Origin of the sequence: Pseudomonas sp. RIT-PI-a, from assembly GCF_001187875.1 — a bacterium.
Lineage (GTDB): Bacteria > Pseudomonadota > Gammaproteobacteria > Pseudomonadales > Pseudomonadaceae > Aquipseudomonas > Aquipseudomonas coleopterorum.
In genome coordinates this window covers 77,959-103,150 of the sequence record NZ_LGIR01000013.1, presented here as the reverse complement: position 1 = coordinate 103,150, position 25,192 = coordinate 77,959, and the positions used below count along the sequence as shown (strand labels likewise).

The 25,192-nt window shown below is 62.7% G+C and carries 22 protein-coding genes and 1 pseudogene; 14 read left to right on the top strand and 9 right to left on the bottom strand.

The window, feature by feature from the left end:
• Positions 1-46 precede the first annotated feature (46 nt).
• The 3 genes from AC788_RS08950 (at position 47) to AC788_RS08940 (ending at position 3,195) form a co-directional block, all read left to right on the top strand.
• A complete protein-coding gene (locus tag AC788_RS08950; RefSeq protein ID WP_049860314.1) occupies positions 47-1,183 on the top strand; it encodes a uroporphyrinogen-III C-methyltransferase in 1,137 nt (378 codons plus the stop codon).
• Entirely contained in the window at positions 1,180-2,436 is a 1,257-nt protein-coding gene (locus AC788_RS08945; protein WP_049860313.1) for a heme biosynthesis HemY N-terminal domain-containing protein, read from the top strand. The genes AC788_RS08950 and AC788_RS08945 overlap by 4 nt, the downstream gene beginning before the upstream one ends.
• A gap of 285 nt (positions 2,437-2,721) precedes the next feature.
• Positions 2,722-3,195: an Rsd/AlgQ family anti-sigma factor gene (locus AC788_RS08940; RefSeq protein ID WP_049860312.1), complete on the top strand. Its 474-nt coding sequence runs from the start codon at positions 2,722-2,724 to the stop codon at positions 3,193-3,195.
• 18 nt (positions 3,196-3,213) lie between these two features.
• Here the strand turns inward: AC788_RS08940 and AC788_RS08935 are convergent, their stop codons facing one another.
• Positions 3,214-3,891, bottom strand: coding sequence for an FKBP-type peptidyl-prolyl cis-trans isomerase (locus tag AC788_RS08935; RefSeq protein ID WP_049860311.1), 678 nt, complete (start codon positions 3,889-3,891; stop codon positions 3,214-3,216).
• 149 nt (positions 3,892-4,040) lie between these two features.
• Here AC788_RS08935 and AC788_RS08930 point away from each other — a divergent pair.
• Positions 4,041-4,817 (top strand): annotated as a pseudogene (locus tag AC788_RS08930) (AlgP family protein); the annotation flags it as partial.
• On the opposite strand, the gene AC788_RS08925 reads toward AC788_RS08930, so the two are convergent.
• Positions 4,796-5,296: a TIGR02444 family protein gene (locus AC788_RS08925; protein WP_049860309.1), complete on the bottom strand. Its 501-nt coding sequence runs from the start codon at positions 5,294-5,296 to the stop codon at positions 4,796-4,798. The pseudogene AC788_RS08930 and the gene AC788_RS08925 overlap by 22 nt on opposite strands.
• 50 nt (positions 5,297-5,346) lie before the next feature.
• Here AC788_RS08925 and AC788_RS08920 point away from each other — a divergent pair, with 50 nt between their 5' ends.
• The 4 genes from AC788_RS08920 (at position 5,347) to AC788_RS08905 (ending at position 9,685) form a co-directional block, all read left to right on the top strand.
• A complete protein-coding gene (locus tag AC788_RS08920) occupies positions 5,347-7,257 on the top strand; it encodes an ATP-binding cassette domain-containing protein (protein ID WP_049860308.1) in 1,911 nt (636 codons plus the stop codon).
• Positions 7,258-7,354: 97 nt separating this feature from the next.
• Positions 7,355-7,987, top strand: a complete 633-nt coding sequence (locus AC788_RS08915; protein WP_049860307.1) for a LysE family transporter — start codon at positions 7,355-7,357, stop codon at positions 7,985-7,987.
• A gap of 104 nt (positions 7,988-8,091) precedes the next feature.
• Positions 8,092-8,784, top strand: a complete 693-nt coding sequence (locus AC788_RS08910; protein ID WP_049860306.1) for a cysteine hydrolase family protein — start codon at positions 8,092-8,094, stop codon at positions 8,782-8,784.
• A gap of 7 nt (positions 8,785-8,791) precedes the next feature.
• Positions 8,792-9,685 (top strand): LysR family transcriptional regulator, encoded by an 894-nt coding sequence (locus AC788_RS08905; protein ID WP_049860305.1) that lies wholly within the window; start codon positions 8,792-8,794, stop codon positions 9,683-9,685.
• A gap of 20 nt (positions 9,686-9,705) precedes the next feature.
• Here the strand turns inward: AC788_RS08905 and elbB are convergent, their stop codons facing one another.
• Both elbB and AC788_RS08895 read right to left on the bottom strand, forming a co-directional pair.
• Entirely contained in the window at positions 9,706-10,365 is a 660-nt protein-coding gene (gene elbB, locus AC788_RS08900) for an isoprenoid biosynthesis glyoxalase ElbB (RefSeq protein ID WP_049860304.1), read from the bottom strand.
• A 76-nt stretch (positions 10,366-10,441) separates the two neighbouring features.
• Positions 10,442-11,056 (bottom strand): DedA family protein, encoded by a 615-nt coding sequence (locus tag AC788_RS08895; RefSeq protein WP_049860303.1) that lies wholly within the window; start codon positions 11,054-11,056, stop codon positions 10,442-10,444.
• A 270-nt stretch (positions 11,057-11,326) separates the two neighbouring features.
• Here AC788_RS08895 and ppk1 point away from each other — a divergent pair, with 270 nt between their 5' ends.
• Positions 11,327-13,552, top strand: a complete 2,226-nt coding sequence (gene ppk1 / locus AC788_RS08890; RefSeq protein ID WP_049860302.1) for a polyphosphate kinase 1 — start codon at positions 11,327-11,329, stop codon at positions 13,550-13,552.
• A 385-nt stretch (positions 13,553-13,937) separates the two neighbouring features.
• Here ppk1 and ppx read toward each other — a convergent pair whose 3' ends face one another.
• The 5 genes from ppx to AC788_RS08865 form a co-directional block, all read right to left on the bottom strand.
• Entirely contained in the window at positions 13,938-15,440 is a 1,503-nt protein-coding gene (gene ppx, locus AC788_RS08885; RefSeq protein WP_049860544.1) for an exopolyphosphatase, read from the bottom strand.
• 114 nt (positions 15,441-15,554) lie between these two features.
• On the bottom strand, positions 15,555-16,286 hold the full coding sequence (locus AC788_RS08880) for an amino acid ABC transporter ATP-binding protein (RefSeq protein WP_049860301.1): 732 nt from the start codon (positions 16,284-16,286) through the stop codon (positions 15,555-15,557).
• Positions 16,273-16,923, bottom strand: a complete 651-nt coding sequence (locus AC788_RS08875; RefSeq protein ID WP_082223624.1) for an amino acid ABC transporter permease — start codon at positions 16,921-16,923, stop codon at positions 16,273-16,275. The genes AC788_RS08880 and AC788_RS08875 overlap by 14 nt, the downstream gene beginning before the upstream one ends.
• Positions 16,920-17,585 (bottom strand): amino acid ABC transporter permease, encoded by a 666-nt coding sequence (locus AC788_RS08870; RefSeq protein WP_049860299.1) that lies wholly within the window; start codon positions 17,583-17,585, stop codon positions 16,920-16,922. The genes AC788_RS08875 and AC788_RS08870 overlap by 4 nt, the downstream gene beginning before the upstream one ends.
• A 16-nt stretch (positions 17,586-17,601) precedes the next feature.
• Positions 17,602-18,384, bottom strand: a complete 783-nt coding sequence (locus AC788_RS08865) for a transporter substrate-binding domain-containing protein (protein WP_049860298.1) — start codon at positions 18,382-18,384, stop codon at positions 17,602-17,604.
• A 319-nt stretch (positions 18,385-18,703) separates the two neighbouring features.
• Here AC788_RS08865 and trxA point away from each other — a divergent pair, with 319 nt between their 5' ends.
• The 5 genes from trxA (at position 18,704) to AC788_RS08840 (ending at position 25,136) form a co-directional block, all read left to right on the top strand.
• Positions 18,704-19,033 (top strand): thioredoxin TrxA, encoded by a 330-nt coding sequence (gene trxA, locus AC788_RS08860; RefSeq protein WP_043192254.1) that lies wholly within the window; start codon positions 18,704-18,706, stop codon positions 19,031-19,033.
• Positions 19,034-19,265: 232 nt separating this feature from the next.
• Positions 19,266-20,525 (top strand): transcription termination factor Rho, encoded by a 1,260-nt coding sequence (gene rho, locus AC788_RS08855; RefSeq protein ID WP_043192255.1) that lies wholly within the window; start codon positions 19,266-19,268, stop codon positions 20,523-20,525.
• 137 nt (positions 20,526-20,662) lie between these two features.
• Positions 20,663-22,618 carry an acyltransferase family protein gene (locus AC788_RS08850; RefSeq protein WP_049860297.1) on the top strand — a complete coding sequence of 652 codons (1,956 nt, stop codon included), beginning with the start codon at positions 20,663-20,665 and terminating at the stop codon, positions 22,616-22,618.
• A gap of 80 nt (positions 22,619-22,698) precedes the next feature.
• Positions 22,699-24,165 carry a 4-hydroxy-3-polyprenylbenzoate decarboxylase gene (gene ubiD, locus AC788_RS08845; RefSeq protein WP_049860296.1) on the top strand — a complete coding sequence of 489 codons (1,467 nt, stop codon included), beginning with the start codon at positions 22,699-22,701 and terminating at the stop codon, positions 24,163-24,165.
• Positions 24,165-25,136 (top strand): CDP-6-deoxy-delta-3,4-glucoseen reductase, encoded by a 972-nt coding sequence (locus AC788_RS08840; protein WP_049860295.1) that lies wholly within the window; start codon positions 24,165-24,167, stop codon positions 25,134-25,136. The genes ubiD and AC788_RS08840 overlap by 1 nt, the downstream gene beginning before the upstream one ends.
• Positions 25,137-25,192 lie beyond the last annotated feature (56 nt).

Genomic DNA, 25,192 nt, shown 5'->3' with positions numbered 1-25,192 from the left:
GCGACCGCCAGCCAGGCGAGCGCGCCCCTATGCAAAGGATGGACACGTGAGCGAAACAGCCTTGCCCAAAGACGAGACGCAGAGCGCCCCGAAGGCGCCTTTCGAACAGCCAGCCGCCGTGCCGCCTCAGCGCTCGGCCAATGGCAATGGCTTGGCGATCATCGCGCTGCTGCTGGCCGCCGCTGGCCTCGCTGCCGCGGGTTGGGGCGTGTGGCAGGTGCGCACGCTCACCGCCGGTCATCAGCAGCAGTCGCGAGTGATCGAAGGGCTCGCCACGCAGACGCTGACCCTGGAGCACAACGAACGGCAACTCAGCGCCGACCTGGCGCAGTTGCCCGATGCCAACGAACTGGAAGATCGCCGCCGTCTGGTCGCGCAGTTGCAGGGCGACCAGCAGCGTCTGAGCCAACGCCTGGAAACCGTGCTGGGTGCCAGCCGCAAGGACTGGCGCCTGGCCGAGGCCGAGCATCTGCTGCGCCTGGCCAGCCTGCGTCTGTCTGCGCTGCAGGATGTCACCAGCGCCAAGGCACTGGTGCAGGGCGCCGACGAAATCCTGCGCGAGCAGGATGACCCACAAGCCTTCGCCGCCCGCGAACAATTGACCCGTAGCCTGGCGTCGCTGCAAGGCACAACCCAGCCCGACCGCACCGGCTTGTTCCTGCAGTTGAGCGCACTGCGCGAGCAGGCAACGCAGTTGACGGCCCTGGCCCCGGAATTTCAGGCAGCCGCCGACGCCGCGCAAGGCACTTCGCCTGAAGGCGAGACCCGCTGGCGTCAGTGGTGGAACAAGATTTCCGGGTTCTTCCGCGTCGACTTCAACCCCGATGACAGCATCCGTCCGTTGCTGGCCGGGCAAAGCCTGAACCAGGTTCGCCTGGCTCTGAGCCTTGCACTGGAACAGGCACAATGGGCCGCGCTCAACGGTCAGGGCAAGGTCTATACGCAAGCGCTGGATGACGCACGCAGCATTCTCATCGCAGGGTTCAACCGCGAAAACGGCCACACCCAAGCCATGATCGAACAGCTGACCGCACTCAAGAGCCAGCCGGTGTCGGTCACCACACCTGATCTGGATGCCAGCCTCAATGCCATCCAGGCCTACCTGCAACGCCGCCATACGCCGGTCGAAGGCCTGCAGAAATCGACCGAAGCCACGCCAGGCGCTGCGGAGAGCCAGCCATGAAACGGTTCTACGTGATCCTGTTTCTGGTGATCGCCGCCATGGTCGGGCTCGGCTTGGCCGTGGCCAAGCACCCAGGCTACGTGCTGATCGACTACCCCCATGTGATGCGCTACGAATCCGGCCTGTGGACCACGTTGCTGGCCTTGCTGGTGCTGGTGCTGCTGGTATTCATCATCTATCTGCTGATCAGCGTGGTGGTTACATCCGGCCGCGTGGTCAATCCATGGTCGGGCCGCAACCGCAGTCGCCGCGTGCAGGCTGCTATCGAAAAGGGCCAGTTGGACCTGGCCGAAGGACGCTGGGCCAGCGCTCAGAAGCACCTGCAGCACGCCGCCGAACACGAACGTCAGCCCCTGCTGTATTACCTGGGCGCAGCCCGCGCAGCCAACGAGCTGGGCCGCTACGAAGACAGCGACAGCCTGCTCGAACAGGCCCTGGCACGTCAGCCACAAGCCGAATTGGCGATTGCCTTGAGCCATGCCCAACTGCAGAGCGATCGCGGCGACAGCGACGGCTCCCTGCAAACCCTGCAGGCCATGCACGAGCGTCATCCGCGCAATGTGCAGGTGTTGCGTCAATTGCAACGCGTGCATCAGCAACGTGGAGACTGGGCTGCCGTGGTGAAGCTACTGCCACAACTGCGCAAGGACAAAGCCTTGCCAGCGGCCGAGCTGGCCGAACTGGAACGGCGTGCCTGGGGCGAGAACCTCAGCGTGGCCGCGCATGTATCGGCACCGGATCAAGGTCAGGGCGAAGCGGGCCTTGCTGCACTCGAGCGCGCATGGCAGGCACTGAGTTCGGCGCAGCGTCAGGAGCCTGCATTGGTCCTTGCCTATGCCGAGCAGTTGCGGCAGGTAGGTGCGCAGACCCAGGCCGAAGAGGTCCTGCGTACCGCGCAGAAGCGTCAATACGACACGCACCTGGCTCGCCTGTACGGCCTGGTCATCGGCAACGATCCGGCGCGCCAGTTGCAGACCGCCGAAGGTTGGCTCAAGCAACACACCGATGACGCCGGGCTGTTGCTGACACTCGGCCGCCTCTGCCTGCAGAACCGCCTGTGGGGCAAGGCACGCGATTACCTGGAAAGCAGCCTGCGCCTGCAGCGTAGCCCGGAAACCTGTGCGGAGCTGGCGCGCCTGCTGGCCCAGCTCGGCGATACCGAACGCAGCAACCTGCTGTTCCAGGAAGGTCTCGGGCTGCTCGACGAGCGCCTGTTGGCCGCGCCGCTGCCGACCACGGTTCGCCCGCTCTGAAGCCCGTTTCGGCCTGAGTGCTCAGGCTGATGCGCTCCTGTTCCACCACTTGATCGTGGAATAGGGGCGAGGCCCGCAAATCCGGCATTCGTTCCGGTATTGCCACGATTAAACACTTGTATGAACTTTATCCGATGCGTACCTTGATGCCACTGGCGCACGGGCATAATCTCCCCCTGCACGTACATCGACATTCGCCATCACAGACGGCGAATCGGTCCGAGCCCTGCTTCCTGTGATACAGGAGTGCGACGCCGGGCATGACCCACAAGGGAAGCACTCATCATGTTGGAAAGCTGCAAGAATGCCCAGGAACGCTGGGGCGGAGTTCACCTGCTGATCGATCGCTGGCTGCAGGAACGCAACGAGCTGATCAAGGCTTTCGATGCACTGGGCGACACACCTCAGGCGCTGGTCGAGGATCGCAAAAGGCTTCAGGATTTCTGCGGTTTGCTGGTCGACTACACCTCGGCAGGCCATTTCGAGATCTACGAGCAACTGACCGACGAAGCCAAGGCATTCAACGACAAGCGTGGTCTGGAGCTGGCCGATACGATCTGGCCACGCATCGACGAGATCACCCAGAAAGCCCTCGACTTCAACGACTACTGCGACAAGGGCGACTGCTCCGATGCCGCCGTCATCCTGGAAAAGCTCAAGGAACTGGGAGGCTTGCTGCACGAGCGCTTCGAGCTCGAGGATTGCCTGATCGAAGTGCTGCACAACGCCCACAAGGAGGAATCCGTCGCTCAGGCGTGATTCGTCCCAGGTACGGCCCTATGGGGCCGTGGCCAACAGTTGGATATCAAAGGTGAGTGGCGTGTAGGGGGGGATCAGATCTCCTGCGCCTTCCGCACCATAGGCGTGGGCCGAGGCAATCACCACGCGCCATTTCGCACCCGTAGGCATCTGTTGCAGTGCCGTACGCCAGCCTTCGATGACGCTGTTCAAGCGAAACCACTGCGGCTGTTTGCTTTGGTCGAACACGCTGCCGTCAGGCAACCTCCCCATGTATTGAACCTGCACGCGCTCATCGGCCGTGGCAGGGCTGCCTGCCCCAGGTTCGAGTACGGTTATCAGCACCCCGTCCGAGATCTCCCGCACACCAGCCTTGGCCCGCTCGCCGGCCATGAAGCGACGCTCGGCCGCCTGCGCCTTTTCCGTGTCCGGGCCGGTGTCAGCCTTGTCCGCCTGCGCCTGGTATTGAGCCAGTAGCTGGCCCATGCGCTCATCGCTCAAGGCCAGCGGCTCCTGCCGGTAGGCTTGCTGCAAGCCCTTGACCAAGGCGTCCAGTTGAAGGCCGGGGGCGTCCTGACGCAGGCGTTCGCCCAAGCTGGCACCCACACTATAGGCCAGGTCGTGGCCATCATCCGGTGTACCCTGCGCAGCGTGCGCTTGCGACCACACCAGCGACAACGGCACCAGGGACAACGACAGCAGCAGGCGAGACAACATGGGGGTTCTCCAGAACAAGACAGACCGAGCATCGAGCGATTATGCCACCGAGTGCGCAACGGGGGCTGGCAGGTAGGGTCAACATGTTCTGGCGGCTCTACGGTCTCAGGTCTAGTATGAGCCTCAACCCATCGGCCCGGAGGTAACCTATGTCGGCTAACAAGAAGCCTGTAAACACCCCGCTGCATTTGCTGCAACAGCTGTCCGGTAGTTTGCTCGAGCACCTTGAAAGTGCATGTTCCCAAGCCTTGGCCGATGCTGAAAAACTGCTCGCCAAGCTCGAGAAGCAACGCGGCAAGGCTCAGGAAAAACTGCACAAGTCGCGCACCAAAGTGCAGGACGCCGCTGCCGCCGGCAAAAAAAAGAAACAGGCCAAGGCGCATGATTCGGTGAGCGAACTCGAGGAGCTGCTCGACGATCTCAAGGAACGCCAGGCCGAAACCCGCGCCTACATCGTCGAGCTCAAGCGCGATGCCCAGGAGAGCCTGAAGCTGGCAGCCGGCGTGGGTCGTGTCCGCGAAGCGGCCAGCAAGGCCATCGAAACCCGTTCGGCCAAGCCCAAGGTGACCACGGCATCCGTCACTCAGCCTGCCAGCTCGGCGACCAAGCCTGCTGCTCGTACCCCAGCCAAAACCAGTCCGACAGCTTCGACCGCGCGTGCCGCAGCCAAGCCGGCAGCGAGCAAGACCACCCGAGCCGCTGCCGCCGCCACTGCAAGCAAACCTGCTGTTTCGCGCAGCACCACGCGCAAGGCCCTCGCCGCGCCAGGCGCAGCGGTCAAGCCCGAAGCGAAGGCGCCTGCCAAGCCTGCCGCCCGGCCTGCAAGGAAGCCTGCCGCCGCCAAGTCGCTGGCGGCAGCCGTTCATACGAGCGCGACCGAGTCAGATACCCAAGGCGTGGCTGGTCAGCCAGACAAAGGTGGCGCGTCGTCCAGCGAGGCCTGAGTCTCGCGGGCTGCCACGCTCAGTGTCCGCAATGCATCGCTGACGCCTGCAGCCGGCGCCGGTAGCAGGGCGGGCAGCCAAGTCATGTTGGACTGTTCCGCGGCAAGGAGCCACGGAGCGGCTTGGCGGTGCAGGCGCTGCAGCAACTGGCGCTCGGCATTGAGTTCCAGCGCCTTGATCGATTCACGCAGCGGCATCAGCTCGGGATCATGCATGGCCTTTGCGCGCCACTGCTGGCGAAGCTCGCGCAGTGGTCGCACGACCTCATCGTGCCAGGGCGTGGCGATCGCCTGCAGCAGCATCACACGCTCATGCGAACAGGCCACGCCTCTGGCACCCAGCCAGGCGCCGCACAGCAGCAGGCACACATTGGCGCCTTCTGCCTGCAACTGCAGGCAGGCGGCCTCGATGCCCGGTCGGGCATAGAGCTTCAAGGCAAACTCCCACAATTCATCGTGCATCGTGCTACTCGCGCCAGTGGGCAAGGAAGCTGGTAGACTTCGCCGCCATTATGATCCGACTTCAGAACCTCACTTTACAGCGTGGCCCGCAGCGTCTGCTAGAAGATGCCGAGCTGACTCTGCACGCCGGTCAGAAAGCCGGTCTCATCGGTGCCAACGGTGCCGGCAAATCCAGCCTGTTCGCCCTGTTGCGCGGCGAGCTTGCGCCCGACTCGGGCGATTGCTACCTGCCCGCCGACTGGCGCATCGCCCACATGCGCCAGGAAGTCGATACCCTCGAACGCATTGCGGTCGACTACGTGCTCGACGGCGATGTACGTCTGCGCGAAGTGCAGCATGCCCTGGCCGACGCCGAAGCCCGGCAGGATGGCGCCGCCCAGGCTCGTTTGCATGCCGAGCTCGACAGCGCCGATGGCTATACCGCCGACGCTCGCGCCCGCAAGTTGCTGGCCGGGCTGGGCTTCAGCAACGAGCAGATGGATCGTCAGGTCGGGGATTTTTCCGGTGGCTGGCGGATGCGTCTGAGCCTGGCGCAGGCCTTGATGTGTCCCTCCGACCTGCTGCTGCTTGATGAGCCGACCAACCACCTGGACCTCGACGCCATCCTGTGGCTCGAAGACTGGCTGAAAGGCTATCCCGGCACCTTGCTGCTGATCTCCCACGACCGCGACTTCCTTGACGAAGTGGTCGATCACGTAGCGCACGTCGAACAACAGAAGCTGACCCTGTATCGCGGCGGCTACAGCGCCTTCGAACGCGCTCGCGCCGAACGCCTAGCGCAGCAGCAGCAAGCCTACGAGAAGCAGCAGGCGCAGCGGGCGCACATGGAGAAGTACATCGCCCGTTTCAAGGCTCAGGCCACCAAGGCGCGCCAGGCTCAGAGCCGGATCAAGGCCCTGGAGCGCATGGAGGAGCTGTCGGCGGCGCACGTCGACTCGCCCTTCGATTTCGTCTTCCGCGAGTCGGTGAAGATTTCCAGCCCGTTGCTCGACCTCTCCGAAGGTCGCCTCGGCTATGGCGACAAGGCTGTGCTGGAGAAGGTCAAGCTGCAGTTGGCGCCCGGTGCGCGCATTGGTTTGCTGGGCCCCAACGGCGCCGGCAAGTCGACCCTGATCAAGAACCTCGCCGGTGAGCTGACGCCCATCGGCGGGCGCCTGATGCGTGGCGAGAATCTGGTGGTGGGCTATTTCGCCCAGCACCAGCTTGATTCTCTGGACAGCAAGGCCAGCCCGTTGCTGCATCTGCAACGCCTGGCGCCTACCGAGCGGGAACAGGTGCTGCGCGATTTCCTCGGCGGCTTCGATTTCCGCGGTGCGCGCATCGACGAGCCGGTGCTGAATTTCTCCGGCGGTGAAAAAGCGCGCCTGGCGCTGGCCTTGATCGCCTGGGAGCGGCCCAACCTGTTGCTGCTCGATGAACCGACCAACCACCTGGACCTGGAGATGCGCCTGGCCCTGACCATGGCCCTGCAGGAATTCAGTGGCGCGGTACTGGTGGTGTCCCACGACCGGCACTTGCTCAAGAGCACCACGGACGACTTCCTGCTGGTGGCCGATGGCAAGGTCGAGCCCTTCGATGGCGATCTGGACGACTACGCGCGCTGGCTGGTGGATTATCGTCAACGCCATGCCCCGGTCAGCAACACCCCGGTCAATCCCGACAAGACCGACAAGAAAGCCCAGCGCCAGGCTGCCGCTGCCTTGCGTCAGCAGTTGGCTCCGCACAAGCGCCAGGCCGACAAGCTGGAGCGCGATCTGGGTGAGGTGCACGAGAAGCTGGCGAAGATAGAAGCGGCCTTATCCGACAGCGCGCTCTACGAGGCCGCGCGCAAGGATGAATTGCGCGATCAGCTTGCCCAGCAGGCCAAGCTCAAGGTTCGCGAGAGCGAGCTGGAGGAGCAGTGGATGGAAGCGCTGGAGCTGCTCGAAGACATGCAGGCACAACTCGAGGCATTGGGCTGACGCTGCGGCGCGATGCCGGGCCGCCGTCACAGGCCCATAGCCAAATTCGCTGCGCCGCTTTACCTTAGGCTGTCCCTATTCAAGCGTCGAGGTCCGTATGTTGCTGGAAACCTGGTTGGCCTTTTTTGCTGCGTGCTGGATCATCAGCCTTTCACCGGGTGCCGGGGCCATTGCGTCAATGTCCAGCGGCCTGCAGCACGGTTTCCTGCGCGGTTACTGGAATGCAATTGGCCTGCAGTTGGGGCTGCTCCTGCAGATCGTGATCATCGCCGCGGGCGTCGGGGCCGTGCTGGCAGCGTCCGCCACGGCGTTCCAGGCCATCAAGTGGTTTGGTGTGCTGTATCTGCTCTATCTGGCCGTCAAGCAGTGGCGTGCGCTGCCCGCCGACATCAGTGAAGAAACCCAGCAAAAGCCGACAGGCAAAGCGTCCAGTCTGGTTCTTCGAGGCTTTCTGGTGAACGTCGGCAACCCCAAGGCACTGGTGTTCATGCTTGCGGTACTACCACAGTTCATCAATCCACACGCGCCACTGCTGGCCCAATACCTGACCATTGCAGCGACCATGATAACCGTGGACCTGATCGTCATGGCCGGCTACACGGGGCTTGCGGCCAAGGTCTTGCGCCTGTTGCGCACGCCCCGTCAGCAGCGGCGCATGAACCGTACCTTCGCGGGACTGTTCGTGGCCGCTGCGACGTTGCTCGCGACCTTGCGCCGAGTGCCTGCCTGAACCCGATCTGTGCGGTGGCTGCACAGATCGTGTTGCGGTTTCAGTCTGGGAGCAGGGCAGTGCCAACCCTAGACTGGGCGCTCACTTCTGACAGGATACCGCCCATGTTCGCTTTCCCCCGCCGTTTGCTGTGTGCCGGTCTGCTTGCCGCAGGCGTCGGCTCTGCTGGCGCAAGCACCGAGACTCCTAACCAACCGACCATTCGGGCAATGTTCGGTGCGGCGCCCGTGCAGCACCTTCCTGCCGGCAAGACGGCGCTGCTGGTAATCGATTTCCAGAACGAGTACTTCACCGGCAAGATGCCGATTCCCGACGGTCCCACCGCTCTGGCCAATACCCAGGAATTGATTGGCTACGCCGATCGCCACAAGATCCCGGTGTTCCACGTGCAACACGTTGCACCTGCGGGGTCGGCACTGTTCGCCGAGGGTGGTGAAACAGTGAAGTTTCACCCACGCCTGCAGCCCCGTGCCACTGATCAGGTGTTGCGCAAGAATACGGTCAGCGTTTTCGCCAGTACCGATCTGGACACTCAGCTCAAGGCTCGTGGCATCGATACTGTCCTGGTCGCTGGCCTGATGACTCATGCATGTGTGGCAGGCGCTGCCCGCGACGCGGTGCCGCTGGGCTATAACGTGGTGGTAGCGTCCGATGCGTCGGCGACCCGCAGCATTACCCGCTTCAACGGCCAGAGCGTTGATGACAAGGCACTGCACGCAGCCGCGCTGGCGGAAATCGAAGACACCTTCGGCGATGTGCTGAGCACCGCGCAGATCCAGGCGTTACCTGTACGTTGAGCCCTGAATGAATCAACTGCTCGCAATGCGCATCTTCCGTTGCCTGGTGGAAACACGCAGTTTCACCGGCGCAGCAGAGCGCCTGGAGACCACTCATTCGACGGTATCCCGGCAATTGCAGCAGTTGGAGAGCGAGCTGGGTGCGCGGCTGCTCAACCGGACGTCACGGCAGCTGAGCCTTACGGATGCGGGCAAACGCTACTACACGGCCTGTGTCGATATCCTGCAGCGGGTCGATGCCGCAGCCGAGGAAGCGCGCGTACACAAGCAGCCCTCCGGTCGCTTGCGTATCAGCGTTCCGCTCGTGTTGGGAACACTGGAACTGCCGTTCTGGTTGCCGGCTTTTCAGGAGCGCTTCCCGGATATCCAGCTGGACATGTCGTGCTCGGATCCCTTGGTGGATCTGGTGGCCGACGGTTTCGACGTTGCCCTGCGCATCAGTGGCCCGCCGTTGTCCGACAGCACCATGGTCGCGCGCTTGCTGACCGTGTCACCCATGGTGCTGGTCGCCTCGCCGGCCTACCTGTATCGCCGTGGATTGCCTCGAGGCGTGGACGATCTGCTGGCGCACAGTTTGTTGGCCTATGCCGATGAAGCACACTGGCAACTGCACATGGGTGAGCAGACGGTGCAAAGTGTGGACGCCGGACGGCAACTGCGCAGCGACAGCATTGCCGCGTTGCACACGGCCGCTGTCGCGGGCTTGGGGATTGCCGCCTTCACCCTGGCAACCGTGGCGCGCGATCTGCGCGCCGGGCGCCTGGTGCGGGTATTACCAGAGGTGACGCTGGGAGCGCGTAGCTACTACGCGCTCTACCCTAGCGCCGCGCATCTGCCAGCCAAGGTCCGCGCCTTTGTCGATTTCATGGCCGATCACTACCAGGCGGACCCCGTTCCCTAGACCTGCCTGCACAGCAGCACTCAGGCCTGGGTCAGCTCGATCACCCGATCCACCAGTTTATTGATACCGGCAGCGGCTTCGCTGATGGTCTTTGCGCTCATGTAGGCGGGCGTGCTGACCAGCTTGCGCGCGCTGTCCTCGACGATCTCGGTCACTTCGCATTCCTGGTGAGTGCCGCCCATCTTCTCGATGGCCTGCGCGGTATCGGCATCGGTGCCGATGGTGCAGGTCACGCCGGGTCCGTAGATCTTGGCGGCCAGTGCCGGCGAGATGCAGATCAGGCCAACCGGCTTGCGTGCTTCGGCGAAGGCTTCGGCCAGTGCCTGCACCTGCAGGTTCACCGAACAGGCGGCGCCGTCGCTGGCGAAGGAAGACAGGTTCTTTGCTGCGCCGAAACCGCCGGGGACGATCAAGGCATCGAAATCGTCGGCGTTGGCCAGGGCGATGTCCTTCACCTCGCCACGGGCGATCCGCGCCGATTCCACCAGCACGTTGCGTGATTCGGGCATTTCCTCGCCACTGAGGTGGTTGATCACGTGCTTCTGGGCAACGTCGGGAGCGAAGCACTGCACTTCGCAGCCACGCTGGTCCAAACGCAGCAGGGTGATCACGCTTTCCTGAATTTCGCTGCCGTCATAGACGCCACAGCCGGAAAGGATCACCGCGATTTTCTTGGTCATGTCGAACTCCGATTCTGTCCGCTGTTTCAGTAGCATGGATCCCGATCGGCGTCGCGTGTTCAGTTCGAGTCGGCGATCAGGGCTGTTCGTCGCTGGGCGCAGGCGTGACTGCAGGGGGTTGCAGGCGAGCCTGGCGGGCGATGCGGGCCGCTTTGATGCGGCGGCGTATCCACAGCAAGGCGCCGATCAGTACCAGCGCACCCAGCACCCACAGCTCGTATTTCTTCACGTTGCCCAGCATGTGTTCCAGGAACGAGCCGAAATGATAGGCCGCCAATCCCAGTGCGGTGGCCCACACCGCCGCGCCAATGCCATTGAGCAGCAAATAGCGTCGCGGGGGATAGCCCGACAGGCCGATGGCCACCGGCATAACGGTGCGCAGACCATAGACGAAGCGGAAGCTCAGGACCCAGATGTCCGGATGCCGGCGGATATGCTCCAGCGCGCGGTCACCCAGCAACTGCCAGCGAGGTTTGCGCGCCAACAGCTTGCGGCCATGCTTGCGGCCCATGAAATACCAGAGCTGGTCGCCTGCGTAGCTGCCGAAGAAGGCCACCACCACAACCATGTTGATATCCATGTAGCCACGGAACGCCAGGAATCCGGCCAGGACCAGAATGGTCTCGCCTTCGAAGAACGTGCCGAGGAACAGGGCGAAGTAGCCAAAATCGTTCAGGAATTGTTGGAGCATTTTATCGATGCTGGCGAAGTGAATGCGCAGCCTAACCCTTCATGGGCATACATGAAAGTGTCCAAATGTGTCTTGTCGTGAACAATGCTTGTCAACCTGAGATCGTAGACAGCATGTGTATGCGGCCAGGCCTGTCATGCGAACGTCATAATCGATGCTTATAACTGTCGCGCCCCCCTTCCAAGCGTGCAGGCGCCAATGGCATCCTGACGCATTACGCGATCCGTGCCGCTCAATTGCAGAGGGCAGTTACGCCCCCGGGAACGCCAGATGAACAACGAAGCCCAGACGCAAGTCGCTCTCACTCAAGACCAGCCGGTGGTCGAAACCCCGGTAGAAGCGCCGTTGGTCATAGAAGCCATCGTCGAACCCGCGCACCCGAGCGAGGCCCTCGCGCCGGCGCCGCACATCGTCGTGCCGGGGCTGGACGACAGCAGCCTGTACATCCACCGCGAGCTGTCGCAGTTGCAGTTCAACATCCGCGTGCTGGAGCAGGCACTGGATGAATCCTATCCGTTGCTCGAGCGGCTCAAGTTTCTGCTGATCTTCTCCAGCAACCTCGACGAGTTCTTCGAGATCCGTGTGGCGGGCCTGAAGAAGCAGATCACCTTCGCCCGTGAACAGGCCGGGGCCGATGGTCTGCAGCCTCATCAGGCGCTGGCGCGAATCAGCGAGCTGGTGCATGGGCACGTCGATCGCCAGTACGCGATCCTCAACGACATCCTGTTGCCGGAGCTGGAGAAGCACCAGGTTCGCTTCATTCGCCGCCGGCACTGGACGACCAAGCTCAAGACCTGGGTGCGTCGTTATTTCCGTGACGAAATCGCCCCGATCATCACGCCGATCGGGCTGGACCCCACACACCCGTTCCCGCTGCTGGTGAACAAGAGCCTGAACTTCATCGTCGAGCTCGAAGGCATCGACGCCTTCGGCCGTGACTCGGGTCTGGCGATCATACCGGCGCCGCGCTTGTTGCCACGGGTGATCAAGGTGCCCGAGGACGTCGGTGGTCCAGGCGACAATTTCGTCTTCCTGTCCTCGATGATCCATGCCCACGCCGATGACCTGTTCCAGGGCATGAAGGTGAAGGGCTGCTACCAGTTCCGCCTGACCCGTAACGCCGACCTGTCCGTGGACACCGAAGACGTCGAAGACCTGGCGCGTGCCCTGCGCGGCGAGTTGTTCTCGCGGCGCTACGGTGATGCGGTGCGCCTGGAAGTGGCCGACACCTGCCCCAAGCATCTGTCCGACTACCTGCTCAAGCAGTTCAACCTGTCCGAGACCGAGCTCTATCAGGTCAACGGCCCGGTCAACCTGACGCGTCTGTTCAGCATCACCGGTCTGGACAGCCACCCAGAACTGCAATACCTGCCGTTCACGCCGCAGATCCCAAAACTGCTGCAGAACAGCGAGAACATCTTCAGTGTGGTCAGCAAGCAGGACATCCTCCTGCTGCACCCTTTCGAGTCGTTCACGCCAGTGGTCGATCTGCTGCGCCAGGCCGCCAAGGATCCCCATGTGCTGGCCGTGCGGCAGACGCTGTATCGCAGCGGTGCCAACTCCGAGATCGTCGATGCGCTGGTGGATGCCGCGCGCAACGGCAAGGAAGTGACCGCAGTCGTCGAATTGCGCGCGCGCTTCGACGAAGAATCCAACCTGCAGCTGGCCAGCCGCCTGCAGGCCGCCGGCGCGGTGGTCATCTATGGCGTGGTGGGGTTCAAGACCCACGCCAAGATGATGCTCATCCTGCGCCGCGAAGGCGGTGAGATCGTGCGTTATGCGCATCTGGGTACCGGCAACTACCATGCCGGCAACGCCAAGCTGTACACCGACTACAGCCTGCTGACCTCGGACGATGCGCTGTGCGAAGACGTCGGCAAACTGTTCAGTCAGTTGATCGGCATGGGCAAGACGCTGCGCATGAAAAAGCTGCTGCATGCACCCTTCACGCTGAAGAAGGGCATGCTCGACATGATTGCGCGCGAAACTCAGTACGCGCTTGATGGCAAGCCGGCGCACATCATCGCCAAGTTCAACTCGCTGACCGATCCGAAGATCATCCGCGCGTTGTACAAGGCCAGCCAGTCCGGCGTGCGCATCGATCTGGTGGTGCGCGGCATGTGCTGCCTGCGGCCGGGCATTCCCGGGGTGTCGCACAATATCCATGTGCGCTCGATCATCGGGCGCTTCCTGGAGCACACGCGGGTGTTCTACTTCCTCAACGGTGGCGAGGAGCAAATGTTCCTGTCCAGCGCCGACTGGATGGAGCGCAACCTCGACAAGCGTGTGGAGACCTGTTTCCCGGTCGAAGGCAAGAAGCTGATCATGCGGGTCAAGAAGGAGCTGGAGAGCTACCTGACCGACAACACCCATTCCTGGATCCTGCAGGCCGACGGGCGCTACGTGCGCAACACGCCGACCGGCAACCAGAATGCCCGCAGTGCACAGGACACCCTGCTGGAACGGCTGAGCAACCCGATCCTGCCGGTGCGCTAGCAGACATCACGATCGGCGGCGCGCCCTTCGCGGGCAGAGACCCGCTCCCACAGGGATCGCATTCCAATGTGGGAGCGGGTTTCTGCCCGCGAAAGGGCCTGTGCGGTCTTCAGCGAACGGTCAGGGTAAAGCCCACCTCCCACAGGGATCGCATTCCAATGTAGGAGCGGGTCTCTGCCCGCGAAAGGGCCTGTGCGGTCTTCAGCGAACGGTCAGGGTAAAGCCCACCTCCCACAGGGATCGCATTCCAATGTGGGAGCGGGTCTCTGCCCGCGAAAGGGCCTGTGCGGTCTTCAGCGAACGGTCAGGGTAAAACCCACCTCCCACAGGGATCGCATTCCAATGTGGGAGCGGGTCTCTGCCCGCGAAAGGGCCTGTGCGGTCTTCAGCGAACGGTCAGGGTAAAGCCCACGCGGGTCAGCCATTCGGCTTCCTGGGCGAAATCGGCCTGGGTCAGTTGGTTGTTTTCCAGCCAGCCATCGGGGAACACCACGTCCAGGCTCTTGGCCTTGGCATGCAGGGAAACCGCCGGCATCGTCTGCGTGCCGCGAATGTGGTGGAACAGGATGGCGAAGCGCAGCAGCACGCACAGGCGGATCAACTGCTCCCCGTCATCACCGAACTCGGCGAACTTGTCCTTGGGGATGTTGCGTCGGTGGCCACGCACCAGCAGCGCGAGCATCTGCTGGTCTTCACGCGAGAAGCCGGCCAGATCCGAGTGTTCGATCAGGTAGGCGCCGTGCTTGTGGTAATGGTAGTGGGCGATGTCCAGGCCAATCTCGTGGACCTTCGCCGCCCAGCCCAGCAGTTCGCGCCAGACCCCATCTTCCAGCCCCCAGTCCGCTGCCACCTGGTCGAAGGCATGCAGGGCCTTGCGCTCCACGCGCTCGGCCTGCTCGACGTCGACGTGATAGCGGGTCATCAGCGAACTCAGGGTGCGCTCGCGCACGTCCTCGTGGTGGTGACGACCCAGCAGGTCGTACAGCACGCCTTCACGCAGGGCGCCATCGCAGTGGTCCATGCGCTGCAGGGCGAGGGCATCGAAGATCGCCTCGAGAATCGCCAGACCCGCCGGGAAGATGGTCCGCCGATCCGGCTTGATGCCGTCGAAATCGATCTTGTCGACATCGCCCAGCTTGAACAGCTTGCGCTTGAGCCAGGCCAGCCCGTCGGCGTTGACCTCGCCGCTGCCCTGACCGCCGGCCTTCAGTGCCAGGCCGATGGCGCGGATGGTGCCGGAGGAGCCGATGGCCTCGTCCCAACTGAGCCGATGCAGAGCGTTTTCGATGCTCATGATCTCCAGACGCGCCGCCGTGTAGGCCTGAGCATAGCGGGCAGGTGTGATCTTGCCGTCGCGAAAGTAGCGCTGGGTGTAGCTCACGCAGCCCATCTGCAGGCTTTCGCGCAACAGAGGTTCGAACCGCTGGCCGATGATGAACTCGGTGCTGCCGCCGCCGATGTCGGCAACCAGGCGCTTGCCCGGAGTGTCGGCCAGGGTATGGGAAACGCCCAGATAGATGAGGCGAGCTTCTTCGCGGCCGGAGATGACTTCCACCGGATGGCCCAGGATCTGCTCGGCGCGGACGATGAATTCATTGCGGTTGCGGGCTTCGCGCAGGGCGTTGGTGCCCACGATGCGCACGGCGCCCAGGGGCAGGCCGTTGATCAGCTGGGCGAAGCGCTTGAGGCAGTCCAGGCCGCGTTGCATCGACTCTTCGCTGAGCTTGCGCTCCTCGTCGATGCCGGCGGCAAGCTGGACCTTTTCCCCCTGACGTTCGAGGATGCGGATTTCATTGACGTGGGCCTTGGCCACCACCATATGAAAGCTGTTCGAGCCCAGGTCGATGGCGGCGATCAGGGACAGGTTCTTGGCTTTGGTCTGCGGCATGGTCAAAGGATCTCGGTCGTTAACCCCCGCATCGTGCCACGATCAGGCGACGGCGCCAACGCGCCATCCTGATCTTTGCCCCCAGGCTCGAGCTCTGGCGAGCCCCAATGGCCTTCAGGCCGGCTGCATGCCGATGAACTGCGCCAGCTCGGGTGTACGCGGATTGGCGAACAAGTCCTTGGGGTCGCCCACTTCGTGCACCTTGCCGTGGTGCATGAACACCAGCTTGTCACCGACTTCGCGGGCGAAGCGCATTTCGTGGGTGACCATGATCAGCGTCATGCCATCCTCGGCCAGCTTGCGCACCACGCTGAGCACTTCGTTGACCAGTTCCGGATCCAGCGCCGAGGTGATTTCGTCGCACAGCAGCACCTTGGGCGACATGGCCAGGGCCCGGGCGATCGCCACCCGTTGCTGCTGGCCACCGGAGAGCCGATCGGGGAACGCATCGAACTTCTCGCCCAGACCGACGCGTTCGAGCATCTCGCGGGCCAGTTCGCGGGCGCGGGTCTTGGGCACCTTCTGCACCACCTGCGGGGCGAGCATGACGTTCTCGCCCACGCTCAGGTGCGGGAACAGGTTGAACTGCTGGAACACCATGCCGACCTTCTGGCGCAGACTGCGCAAATCGGCGCGCGCGGCATCCAGGTATTCACCATCGACTTCGATGACGCCGTCATTGATCGATTCCAGGCCGTTCAGGGTGCGCAGCAAGGTGCTCTTGCCCGAACCACTGCGGCCGATGATCGCGACCACCTGACCTTCGTCCACACTCAGGTCGATGCCCTTGAGCACATGATGATCGCCGTAGTACTTGTGCAGGGCGGAAATCCTAAGCAGCGGCATGCAGCCTCCTTTCCAGATAACGGGCACTGAGCGACAGCGGGTAGCACAGGGCGAAGTAGCCCAGGGCGACGAAGCCGTAGACCATGAAGGGTTCGAAGGTGGCGTTGGCCAGCATGCTGCCGGTCTTGGTCAGCTCGGTGAAGCCGATGATCGAGGTCACCGCAGTGCCCTTGACCACCTGCACCGAGAAGCCCACGGTCGGCGCCACGGCGATGCGCAAGGCCTGGGGCAGGATCACGTAGCGCAGTTGCTCGGTCCGGGTCAGCGCCAGGCTGGCCGAGGCTTCCCACTGGCCGTTGCCGATGGACTCCACGCAACCGCGCCAGATCTCGGCCAGATAGGCACTGGTGAACAGCGTCAGGGCCAGGGCTGCGGCCACCCAGGGCGAAATGTCCACGCCCATCAGCGCCACGCCGAAGAACACCAGAAACAGCTGCATCAGCAGCGGCGTGCCCTGAAACACTTCGATGTAGCAGCGCGCTACGGTGCGCAGCGGATGCATGGGGGAGATGCGCAGGGTCATCACCAGCAAGCCGATCAGCCCGCCGCCGATGAACGCCACCAGGCTCAGGGCCAGGGTCCATTGCAGGCCGGTGAGCAGATTGCGCACGATGTCCCACAGGGTGAAATCCATCAACTGTTCCTCATGATGAAACGCCGACCCAACCAGTTCAGCAGCATGCGGATCAGGATCGACATGACCAGGTACACCAGGGTGGTCAGCAGATACGTTTCGAAGGCGCGGAAATTACGTGACTGGATGAAGTTGGCGTAGAAGCTCAGCTCCTGCGTGGCGATCTGCGAACACACCGCCGAGCCCAGCATGACGATGATGATCTGGCTGCTCAGCGCCGGCCAGACCTTGGCCAGCGCGGGCTGCAGGACTACGTAGCGGAAGGCTTCGAACCGGCTCATGGCCAGGGCCGCCGACGCTTCGAGCTGGCCCTTGGGTATGGCCTGGATACCGGCACGGATGATCTCGGTGGAGTAGGCCCCCAGATTGACCACCATGGCCAGCACCGCGGCCTGCCACTCGCTGATCTGCACACCCAGGCTGGGCAGGCCGAAGAAGATGAAGAACAGCTGCACCAGGAAGGGCGTGTTGCGGATCAACTCCACGTAGACCCCGAACAGGCCGGCGAACGGCTTGATCTGCCAGGCCCGCACGGCGCCGCCGACGATGCCCACGGCCACCCCGAGCAGCGCGCCGATGGCGGTCAGCTCAAGGGTGAACAGTGCACCCTTGAGCAGCAGGTCGGCCTGGGCGAGCACCGGGGCGAAAGCGAACTGATAGGCCATTGCGTACGCTCGACAATCAGAGATCGGCGGGCAGCGGCTGCTTCAGCCAGGTCTGCGCATTCTTTTCCAGGCTGCCGTCTTTCTTGCCTGCGGCGATGATCTCGTTGACCTTGGCCAGGAGCTCCGGCTGTTGCTTGTTGATGCCCACGTACACGGGCGAGTCCTTGAGCTTGATCTTCAGGGCCGGAATCCGCTTGGGGTTCTTTTCCGAGATGGCCACCATCACCACGTTGCCACTGGCGATCAGGTCGGTCTGGCCGGCGAGGTAGGCGGCGATGGTCGAGTTGTTGTCCTCGAAGCGCTTGATGGTGAGGCCTTCGGGGGCGACCTTGCTCAGCTCGATGTCTTCGATGGCGCCGCGGGTCACGCTGATGGTCTTGCCCTTGAGGTCATCCAGAGTGGCCACCGGTGCTTCCGGCGGGCCGAACACGGCCAGGTAGAAGGGCGCGTAGGCACTGGAGAAATCGATGACCTGTTCACGCTCGGCGTTCTTGCCCAGGCTCGAGATCACCAGATCGACCTTGCCGGTGGTGAGGTAGGGAATGCGGTTGGTGGAGTTCACCGGGGTCAGCTGCAGCTTCACCTTCAGTTGATCGGCGATCAGCTTGGCGGTGTCGATGTCCAGGCCACGCGGTTGCATGTCGGGGCCGACCGAGCCGAACGGTGGGAAGTCCTGCGGTACGGCGACACGCAAGGTGCCGCGTTCGGTGATGTCGCTCAGGCCGTCGGCGTGAACGGCCTGAGCGAGCATGAAGCTGGCGGCCAGGGCAGTGAACAGCAGTCTGCAGCGCGAAATCATGGCAGTACTCCGATTGCGATCGAGTCGAGGTTGCCAGGGGTGGTAGCACAGCGCGTGCCAGAATGGGGCAGGGCGCGGATTGCGCTGGCTTGCCATGGGTATTGGCGTGTGGAGACTGCCCATCCGGGGGCACGGCGCGCACCGTTGCGGAGCGTGCTGCACCGCACCTGCGGTCATTCCTGGTGCGTCAGGTGGGGTTCCATTGGCTGTATCACCGATGTTCATAGTGATGATCAATGATCATCGGCTTCCTGTGGCGGCGCTGTGCCGCTATGATGGGCCACGTTTTTCTTTCCGAATATGACCACGGAGACACTCCATGAGCAGCGACCTTATCAAGCACGTCAGCGACGCCAGCTTCGAAGCAGATGTACTGAAGGCTGACGGTGCTGTACTCGTCGACTACTGGGCCGAGTGGTGTGGCCCGTGCAAGATGATCGCCCCGGTACTCGACGAGATCGCCGAAACCTACAAGGGCAAGCTGACCGTCGCCAAGCTCAACATCGACGAGAATCAGGAAACCCCAGCCAAGCACGGCGTGCGTGGCATCCCGACACTGATGCTGTTCAAGAACGGCAACGTCGAGGCGACCAAGGTCGGCGCACTGTCCAAGTCGCAGCTGGCAGCCTTCCTGGACGCCAACATCTGACACCCGAAAGGCCCCGCATTCGTCGGGGCCTTTTTCTGGCCGTGATACTGGACGCCTGCAAATCCAGGTGTTACATTCGGCCTCGCATTGGTTTCTCCTCTGCCCCCTGCAAGCCGTCGCCGACGCACTCCTACTCGAATCAGTACGCGATCCTGTCGCCTTCTCTGCGGCGCGGCCTCATTAAGCCCAAAGCTTAATTTCTCCCCTCCATACACGATTACGTCATTCCCTTATGAACCTGACTGAACTCAAGCAAAAGCCGATCACCGATCTGCTCGAAATGGCCGAACAGATGGGCATAGAAAATATGGCCCGTTCGCGCAAGCAGGACGTGATTTTCTCCCTGTTGAAGAAGCACGCCAAAAGCGGTGAGGAAATCTCCGGTGATGGCGTGCTGGAGATTCTCCAGGACGGCTTCGGCTTCCTGCGTTCGGCTGACGCCTCGTACCTGGCCGGCCCAGACGACATCTATGTGTCGCCTAGCCAGATCCGCCGCTTCAACCTGCGTACCGGCGACACCATCGTCGGCAAGATCCGCCCGCCGAAGGAAGGCGAGCGTTATTTCGCCCTGTTGAAAGTCGATACCATCAACTTCGACCGTCCGGAAAACGCGAAAAACAAGATTCTCTTCGAAAACCTCACGCCGCTGTTCCCCACGGTGCGCATGAAGATGGAAGCCGGCAACGGTTCCACCGAAGACCTCACCGGTCGTGTCATCGACCTGTGCGCCCCGATCGGCAAGGGCCAGCGCGGCCTGATCGTCGCTCCGCCGAAAGCGGGCAAGACCATCATGTTGCAGAACATCGCGTCGAACATCACGCGCAACAACCCCGAATGCCACCTGATCGTCCTGCTGATCGACGAGCGTCCGGAAGAAGTGACCGAGATGCAGCGCACCGTGCGCGGCGAAGTGGTCGCCTCGACCTTCGACGAGCCGCCAACCCGCCACGTGCAAGTGGCCGAGATGGTGATCGAGAAGGCCAAGCGCCTGGTCGAGCACAAGAAGGACGTGGTCATCCTGCTCGACTCGATCACCCGTCTGGCGCGTGCCTACAACACCGTGATCCCGAGCTCCGGCAAGGTCCTGACCGGTGGTGTCGACGCCCACGCCCTGGAGAAGCCGAAGCGTTTCTTCGGTGCTGCGCGTAACATCGAGGAAGGCGGTTCGCTGACCATCATCGCCACCGCGCTGGTCGAAACCGGCTCGAAGATGGATGAAGTGATCTACGAAGAGTTCAAGGGTACCGGCAACATGGAACTGCCCCTGGACCGCAAGATCGCCGAAAAGCGCGTCTTCCCGGCCATCAACATCAACCGTTCCGGTACCCGTCGCGAAGAGCTGCTGACCGCCGACGACGAACTGCAGCGCATGTGGATCCTGCGCAAGCTGCTGCACCCTATGGACGAAGTGGCAGCCATCGAGTTCCTGATCGACAAGCTCAAGCAGACCAAGACCAACGACGAGTTCTTCCTGTCGATGAAACGCAAGTAACGTCTGCTGTTGGAGAAGAGCGCCCGCGAGGGCGCTTTTTTTTTGTCCCGCATTGTTTGCATCTGGATTGAAGTTTGCGCGGCTGATAACTTCGCGCCTCCAAGGAACTCTGTCTCGAGACCAGGTAAGGTTTTTTCATGCACACGTTTGGCAATCGCCGTGATATCGACGGACTACGGGCGCTGGCGGTTATCCCCGTCGTACTGTTTCATTTTGGATTCGATGCATTCAGCGGCGGTTTCGTCGGCGTGGATGTGTTCTTCGTCATCTCGGGGTTTCTGATCACCTCGATTCTGTTCCGCGAAATCAGCGCAGGGCGCTTCAGTTTCGTCGACTTCTGGGCACGCCGCGCGCGCCGCATCATTCCAGCCTTGAGCGTGGTCATTCTGGCGACCCTGGCGATGGGTTGGCTGTTGCTGACGGCGAAGGATTTCTCCGAGCTTGGCCGAACCGTGCGGTATCAGTCGCTGTTCATCTCCAACATCCTGTTCATGCGCGAGCACGGCTACTTCGAGCCCGCCTCGGATCTCAAGCCTCTGCTGCATACCTGGTCACTGGCGGTCGAAGAGCAGTACTACATCTTCTTTCCGCTGATCATGGTGGTGATGATCCGCTTTTTCAGGCAATGGCGCTGGATCTTGCTGGGCTTGTTGCTGGTTTCATTCGGCCTGAACATCGCCTTCATCGAGCACAAGCCGGCATTCACCTTCTTCTCGCTGCCCACCCGTGCCTGGGAGCTGCTCTGTGGCGCCATGCTCGCGGTAATGCCTGTGCCCAAGCGGGCTGTGCGGCCTTGGGTCTACCAGCTGGTCGGGCTCGCCGGGATGGTGGCGGTCCTGCTTGCCGTGTTCACGTTCGATCGGTCTACGGTGTTTCCCGGTTGGGCGGCCCTGCTGCCGGTTCTGGGTACCACTGCCCTGATCTGGTCCGGGGCGCAGGGTCCGGGCCCGGCGGCACGGCTGCTGAGCCTGCGGCCGCTGGTCTGGGTGGGGTTGCTCTCCTATTCGCTGTATCTGTGGCACTGGCCGGTCTATGTGTATGCCAATGCCGTTTCCATCGACGGGATCCAGCCGTTCGAGGCACTGGGCTGGATGGCCCTGGCACTGGGTCTGGCCTGGCTGAGCCTGCGGTATGTCGAATTACCGTTTCGAGAAAAACGTCTGCTGGCAGGGCGCACATCCATATTGGCGGGCGGCTTGGCGGCCATCGTCGTACTGGTTACGATCGGTTCGGCGATTCGCTCCGCCGATGGCGTGCCGGGGCGTCTGAGCGGCAAGGCCCTGGAGTACGCGCAGACCCGCGAATGGCGAGCCGGGCAGATGAAATGCATGGTGGTGACGCAGGACAAGTCGATAGACAAGGCGTGCCTGGTTGGCGGAGAGCAAGCCAAGCCGCCGACCCAGGCGTTCTGGGGTGACAGCCACGCCGCCGCATTGATGCCGGCCATCGAGCGCAATGCCTGGGCTGAAGGACGGTCGGTGTGGCTGTTCAGCATGAGCGCCTGCCCACCGATTCTGAGTGACGAGCCGCGTCAGCGCTGCAAGGACTTCAACCAGCAAACCATGGACAAGGTGCTCAGCCTCGGTATCAAGGACGTCGTGCTGGCGTCCAACTGGAGCCTGTACGTCTACGGGCGCGAGGACGGCGACAAAAAGGTCCTGCTCAATGCCCACGACGATACCGCCCAGGCCGAGCAACGCATGGCCGCCGCCATCAAGGCACGTGTGGCTGCCTTGCGAGAGGCAGGGGTGCAGGTCTGGTTGTTCAAGGAAGTGCCGCTGCAGCGCAAGGGCATCATCGATCGACTGACCAGTCTGGCGCGAATAGGGCGTTCGGCCGATGGCCTGGGGCGTCCGCTCCAGGAGCATCTGGCGCGGCAGCGCTTCCTCGGCGACTTGTTCGCGTCCCTGAGCAAGGCTGATCCGGGTGTCCACGTCATTGATCCTACGCCGATGATGTGTACCGATGGTGTCTGCAGCATAGAGGTCAACGGAGCTTCGCAGTACAAGGACGAAGATCACTTGTCCGACGCAGGCGGCGCGCGGCTCAGCCCACTGTTTGCGCCCGTGTTGCTGGGCACGAGCCACAACTGAGCGATGCCAGGCACTGACGGGCTGCTGTTTGCCCGTCAGAGCAGGTAGGATGTACGCTTATTTTCTAACTGGCATGGTCGATGAAATTCAAGGATCTTCGGGATTTCGTGCAGCAGCTTGAGCAGCGCGGAGAGTTGAAACGCATTCAGGTGCCCATCTCGCCGGTGCTCGAAATGACCGAGGTGTGCGACCGCACCCTGCGCGCAAAAGGGCCGGCGTTGCTTTTCGAAAAGCCCACCGGCTTCGATATCCCGGTGCTGGGCAACCTGTTCGGCACGCCCGAGCGGGTGGCCATGGGCATGGGCGCCGAATCGGTGAGCGAGCTGCGCGAGATCGGCAAGCTGCTGGCGTTCCTCAAGGAGCCCGAGCCGCCCAAGGGTCTGCGCGATGCCTGGTCCAAGCTGCCGATCTTCAAGAAGATCATCGCCATGGCGCCCAAGGTGATCAAGGACGCGCCCTGCCAGGAGATCGTTCTGGAAGGTGACGACGTCGACCTTGGCCTGCTGCCCGTGCAGCATTGCTGGCCCGGAGACGTCGCGCCGTTGATCACCTGGGGCCTGACGGTCACCAGGGGGCCGAACAAGGAGCGTCAGAACCTGGGTATCTATCGTCAGCAGGTGATCGGCCGCAACAAGGTCATCATGCGCTGGCTGAGCCATCGCGGCGGCGCTCTGGATTACCGTGAGTGGTGCGACAAGCATCCGGGTCAACCTTTCCCCGTGGCCGTGGCCCTGGGCGCCGACCCTGCGACCATCCTCGGTGCGGTCACGCCGGTCCCCGACAGCCTGTCCGAATACGCCTTCGCCGGACTGCTGCGCGGTAACCGCACCGAGTTGGTGAAGTGCCGCGGCAACGACCTGCAGGTGCCGGCCACCGCCGAGATCATCCTGGAAGGGGTGATTCATCCGGGCGAAATGGCCGATGAAGGACCGTACGGCGATCACACCGGCTACTACAACGAAGTCGACAAGTTTCCGGTCTTCACGGTGCAGCGCATCACCCATCGGATCAAGCCGATCTACCACAGCACCTACACCGGCCGACCGCCGGACGAGCCCGCCATTCTGGGCGTGGCTTTGAACGAAGTGTTCGTGCCGATCCTGCAGAAGCAGTTCCCGGAAATCACCGACTTCTACCTGCCGCCCGAAGGCTGCTCGTACCGCATGGCGGTGGTGACCATGAAGAAGCAGTATCCGGGGCACGCCAAGCGGGTCATGCTCGGGGTATGGTCGTTCCTGCGCCAGTTCATGTACACCAAGTTCGTCATCGTCACCGACGACGACATCAATGCCCGGGACTGGAACGACGTGATCTGGGCCATCACCACGCGCATGGACCCCAAGCGCGACACCGTGATGATCGACAACACCCCGATCGACTACCTGGACTTCGCATCGCCGGTGTCGGGTCTGGGCTCGAAGATGGGCCTGGATGCCACGCATAAATGGCCAGGCGAGACGACGCGCGAATGGGGGCGGGTCATCGTCAAGGACGAGGCCGTGACCCGACGCATCGATGAACTCTGGAATCAGTTGGGAATAGATTGATGCGTGTGACCTTGCAACCTTCGGGCGTGGTGCTGGAAACCCTGCCTGGCGAGCGGATTCTGGCTGCCGCGCAGCGCTTGGGCTACGAGTGCCCGCAGAGCTGCCGCAACGGCAATTGCCATGTGTGCAGCGCGGTGCTGGTGGAAGGCAGCGTTCGTGAGGAAGGCGTCGTGATCGATCACGGCGAGTTTCACACCTGCATCGCAGAGCCTTTGGAGGACTGCGTGATCCTCTGGGACGGTGTGCTGGCCAAAGGCGAGCTGCCGGTGCGCAGTCTCGCCTGCCAACTGGTCGATTGCGTCGATATCGGCGGCGACGTCTGGCGTGTGCGCTTGCGCGCGCCGGCTGGCAAGCCGCCGCGCTACCACGCCGGGCAATACCTGATGATCGAGCGCGACAACGGCGAAAAGTCAGCCTTTTCCCTGGCGTCTGCACCCCATAGCGGGCGCGATCTGGAGTTGCACGTACTGGTGCGCGAGGCCAGCGCACAGAGCCTGATCGAGCAGTTGCAGCGCAATGGCATGGCCCGTGTGCACATGCCCTACGGCGATACGCACCTGTCCGAGTTGCCCGACGGGCCGTTGGTGCTGATTGCCGCGGGGACTGGCATGGCGCAAATGAACAGCCTGATCGAGCACTGCCGTTCCCAGGGCTTCAAGCATCCGGTGCATCTGTACTGGGGTGTGCGTCGCCCCGAGGATTTCTACGCGCTGGAACATTGGGAGCAATGGAAGCAGTTGCCCAACCTGTTCCTGAACAAGGTGGTGAGCGACCTGTGCGGTTGGGAAGGGCGCTGCGGCATGCTGCACGAAGCGGTCTGCGAAGACATCGCCGACCTCGGCGGGGTGCATGTCTATGGCAGCGGCTCACCGGCGATGATCTATGCCACGCTCGATGCCCTGGTCGAAGCCGGCATGGATGCGCACCAGATGCGTGCGGATGTCTTCGCCTACGCGCCGCGCCCACTCTAGTTTCTTCGCCACTGCTTCATTTCGTGGCTTGAACTTCTTCACTGCATGGCCGGCGT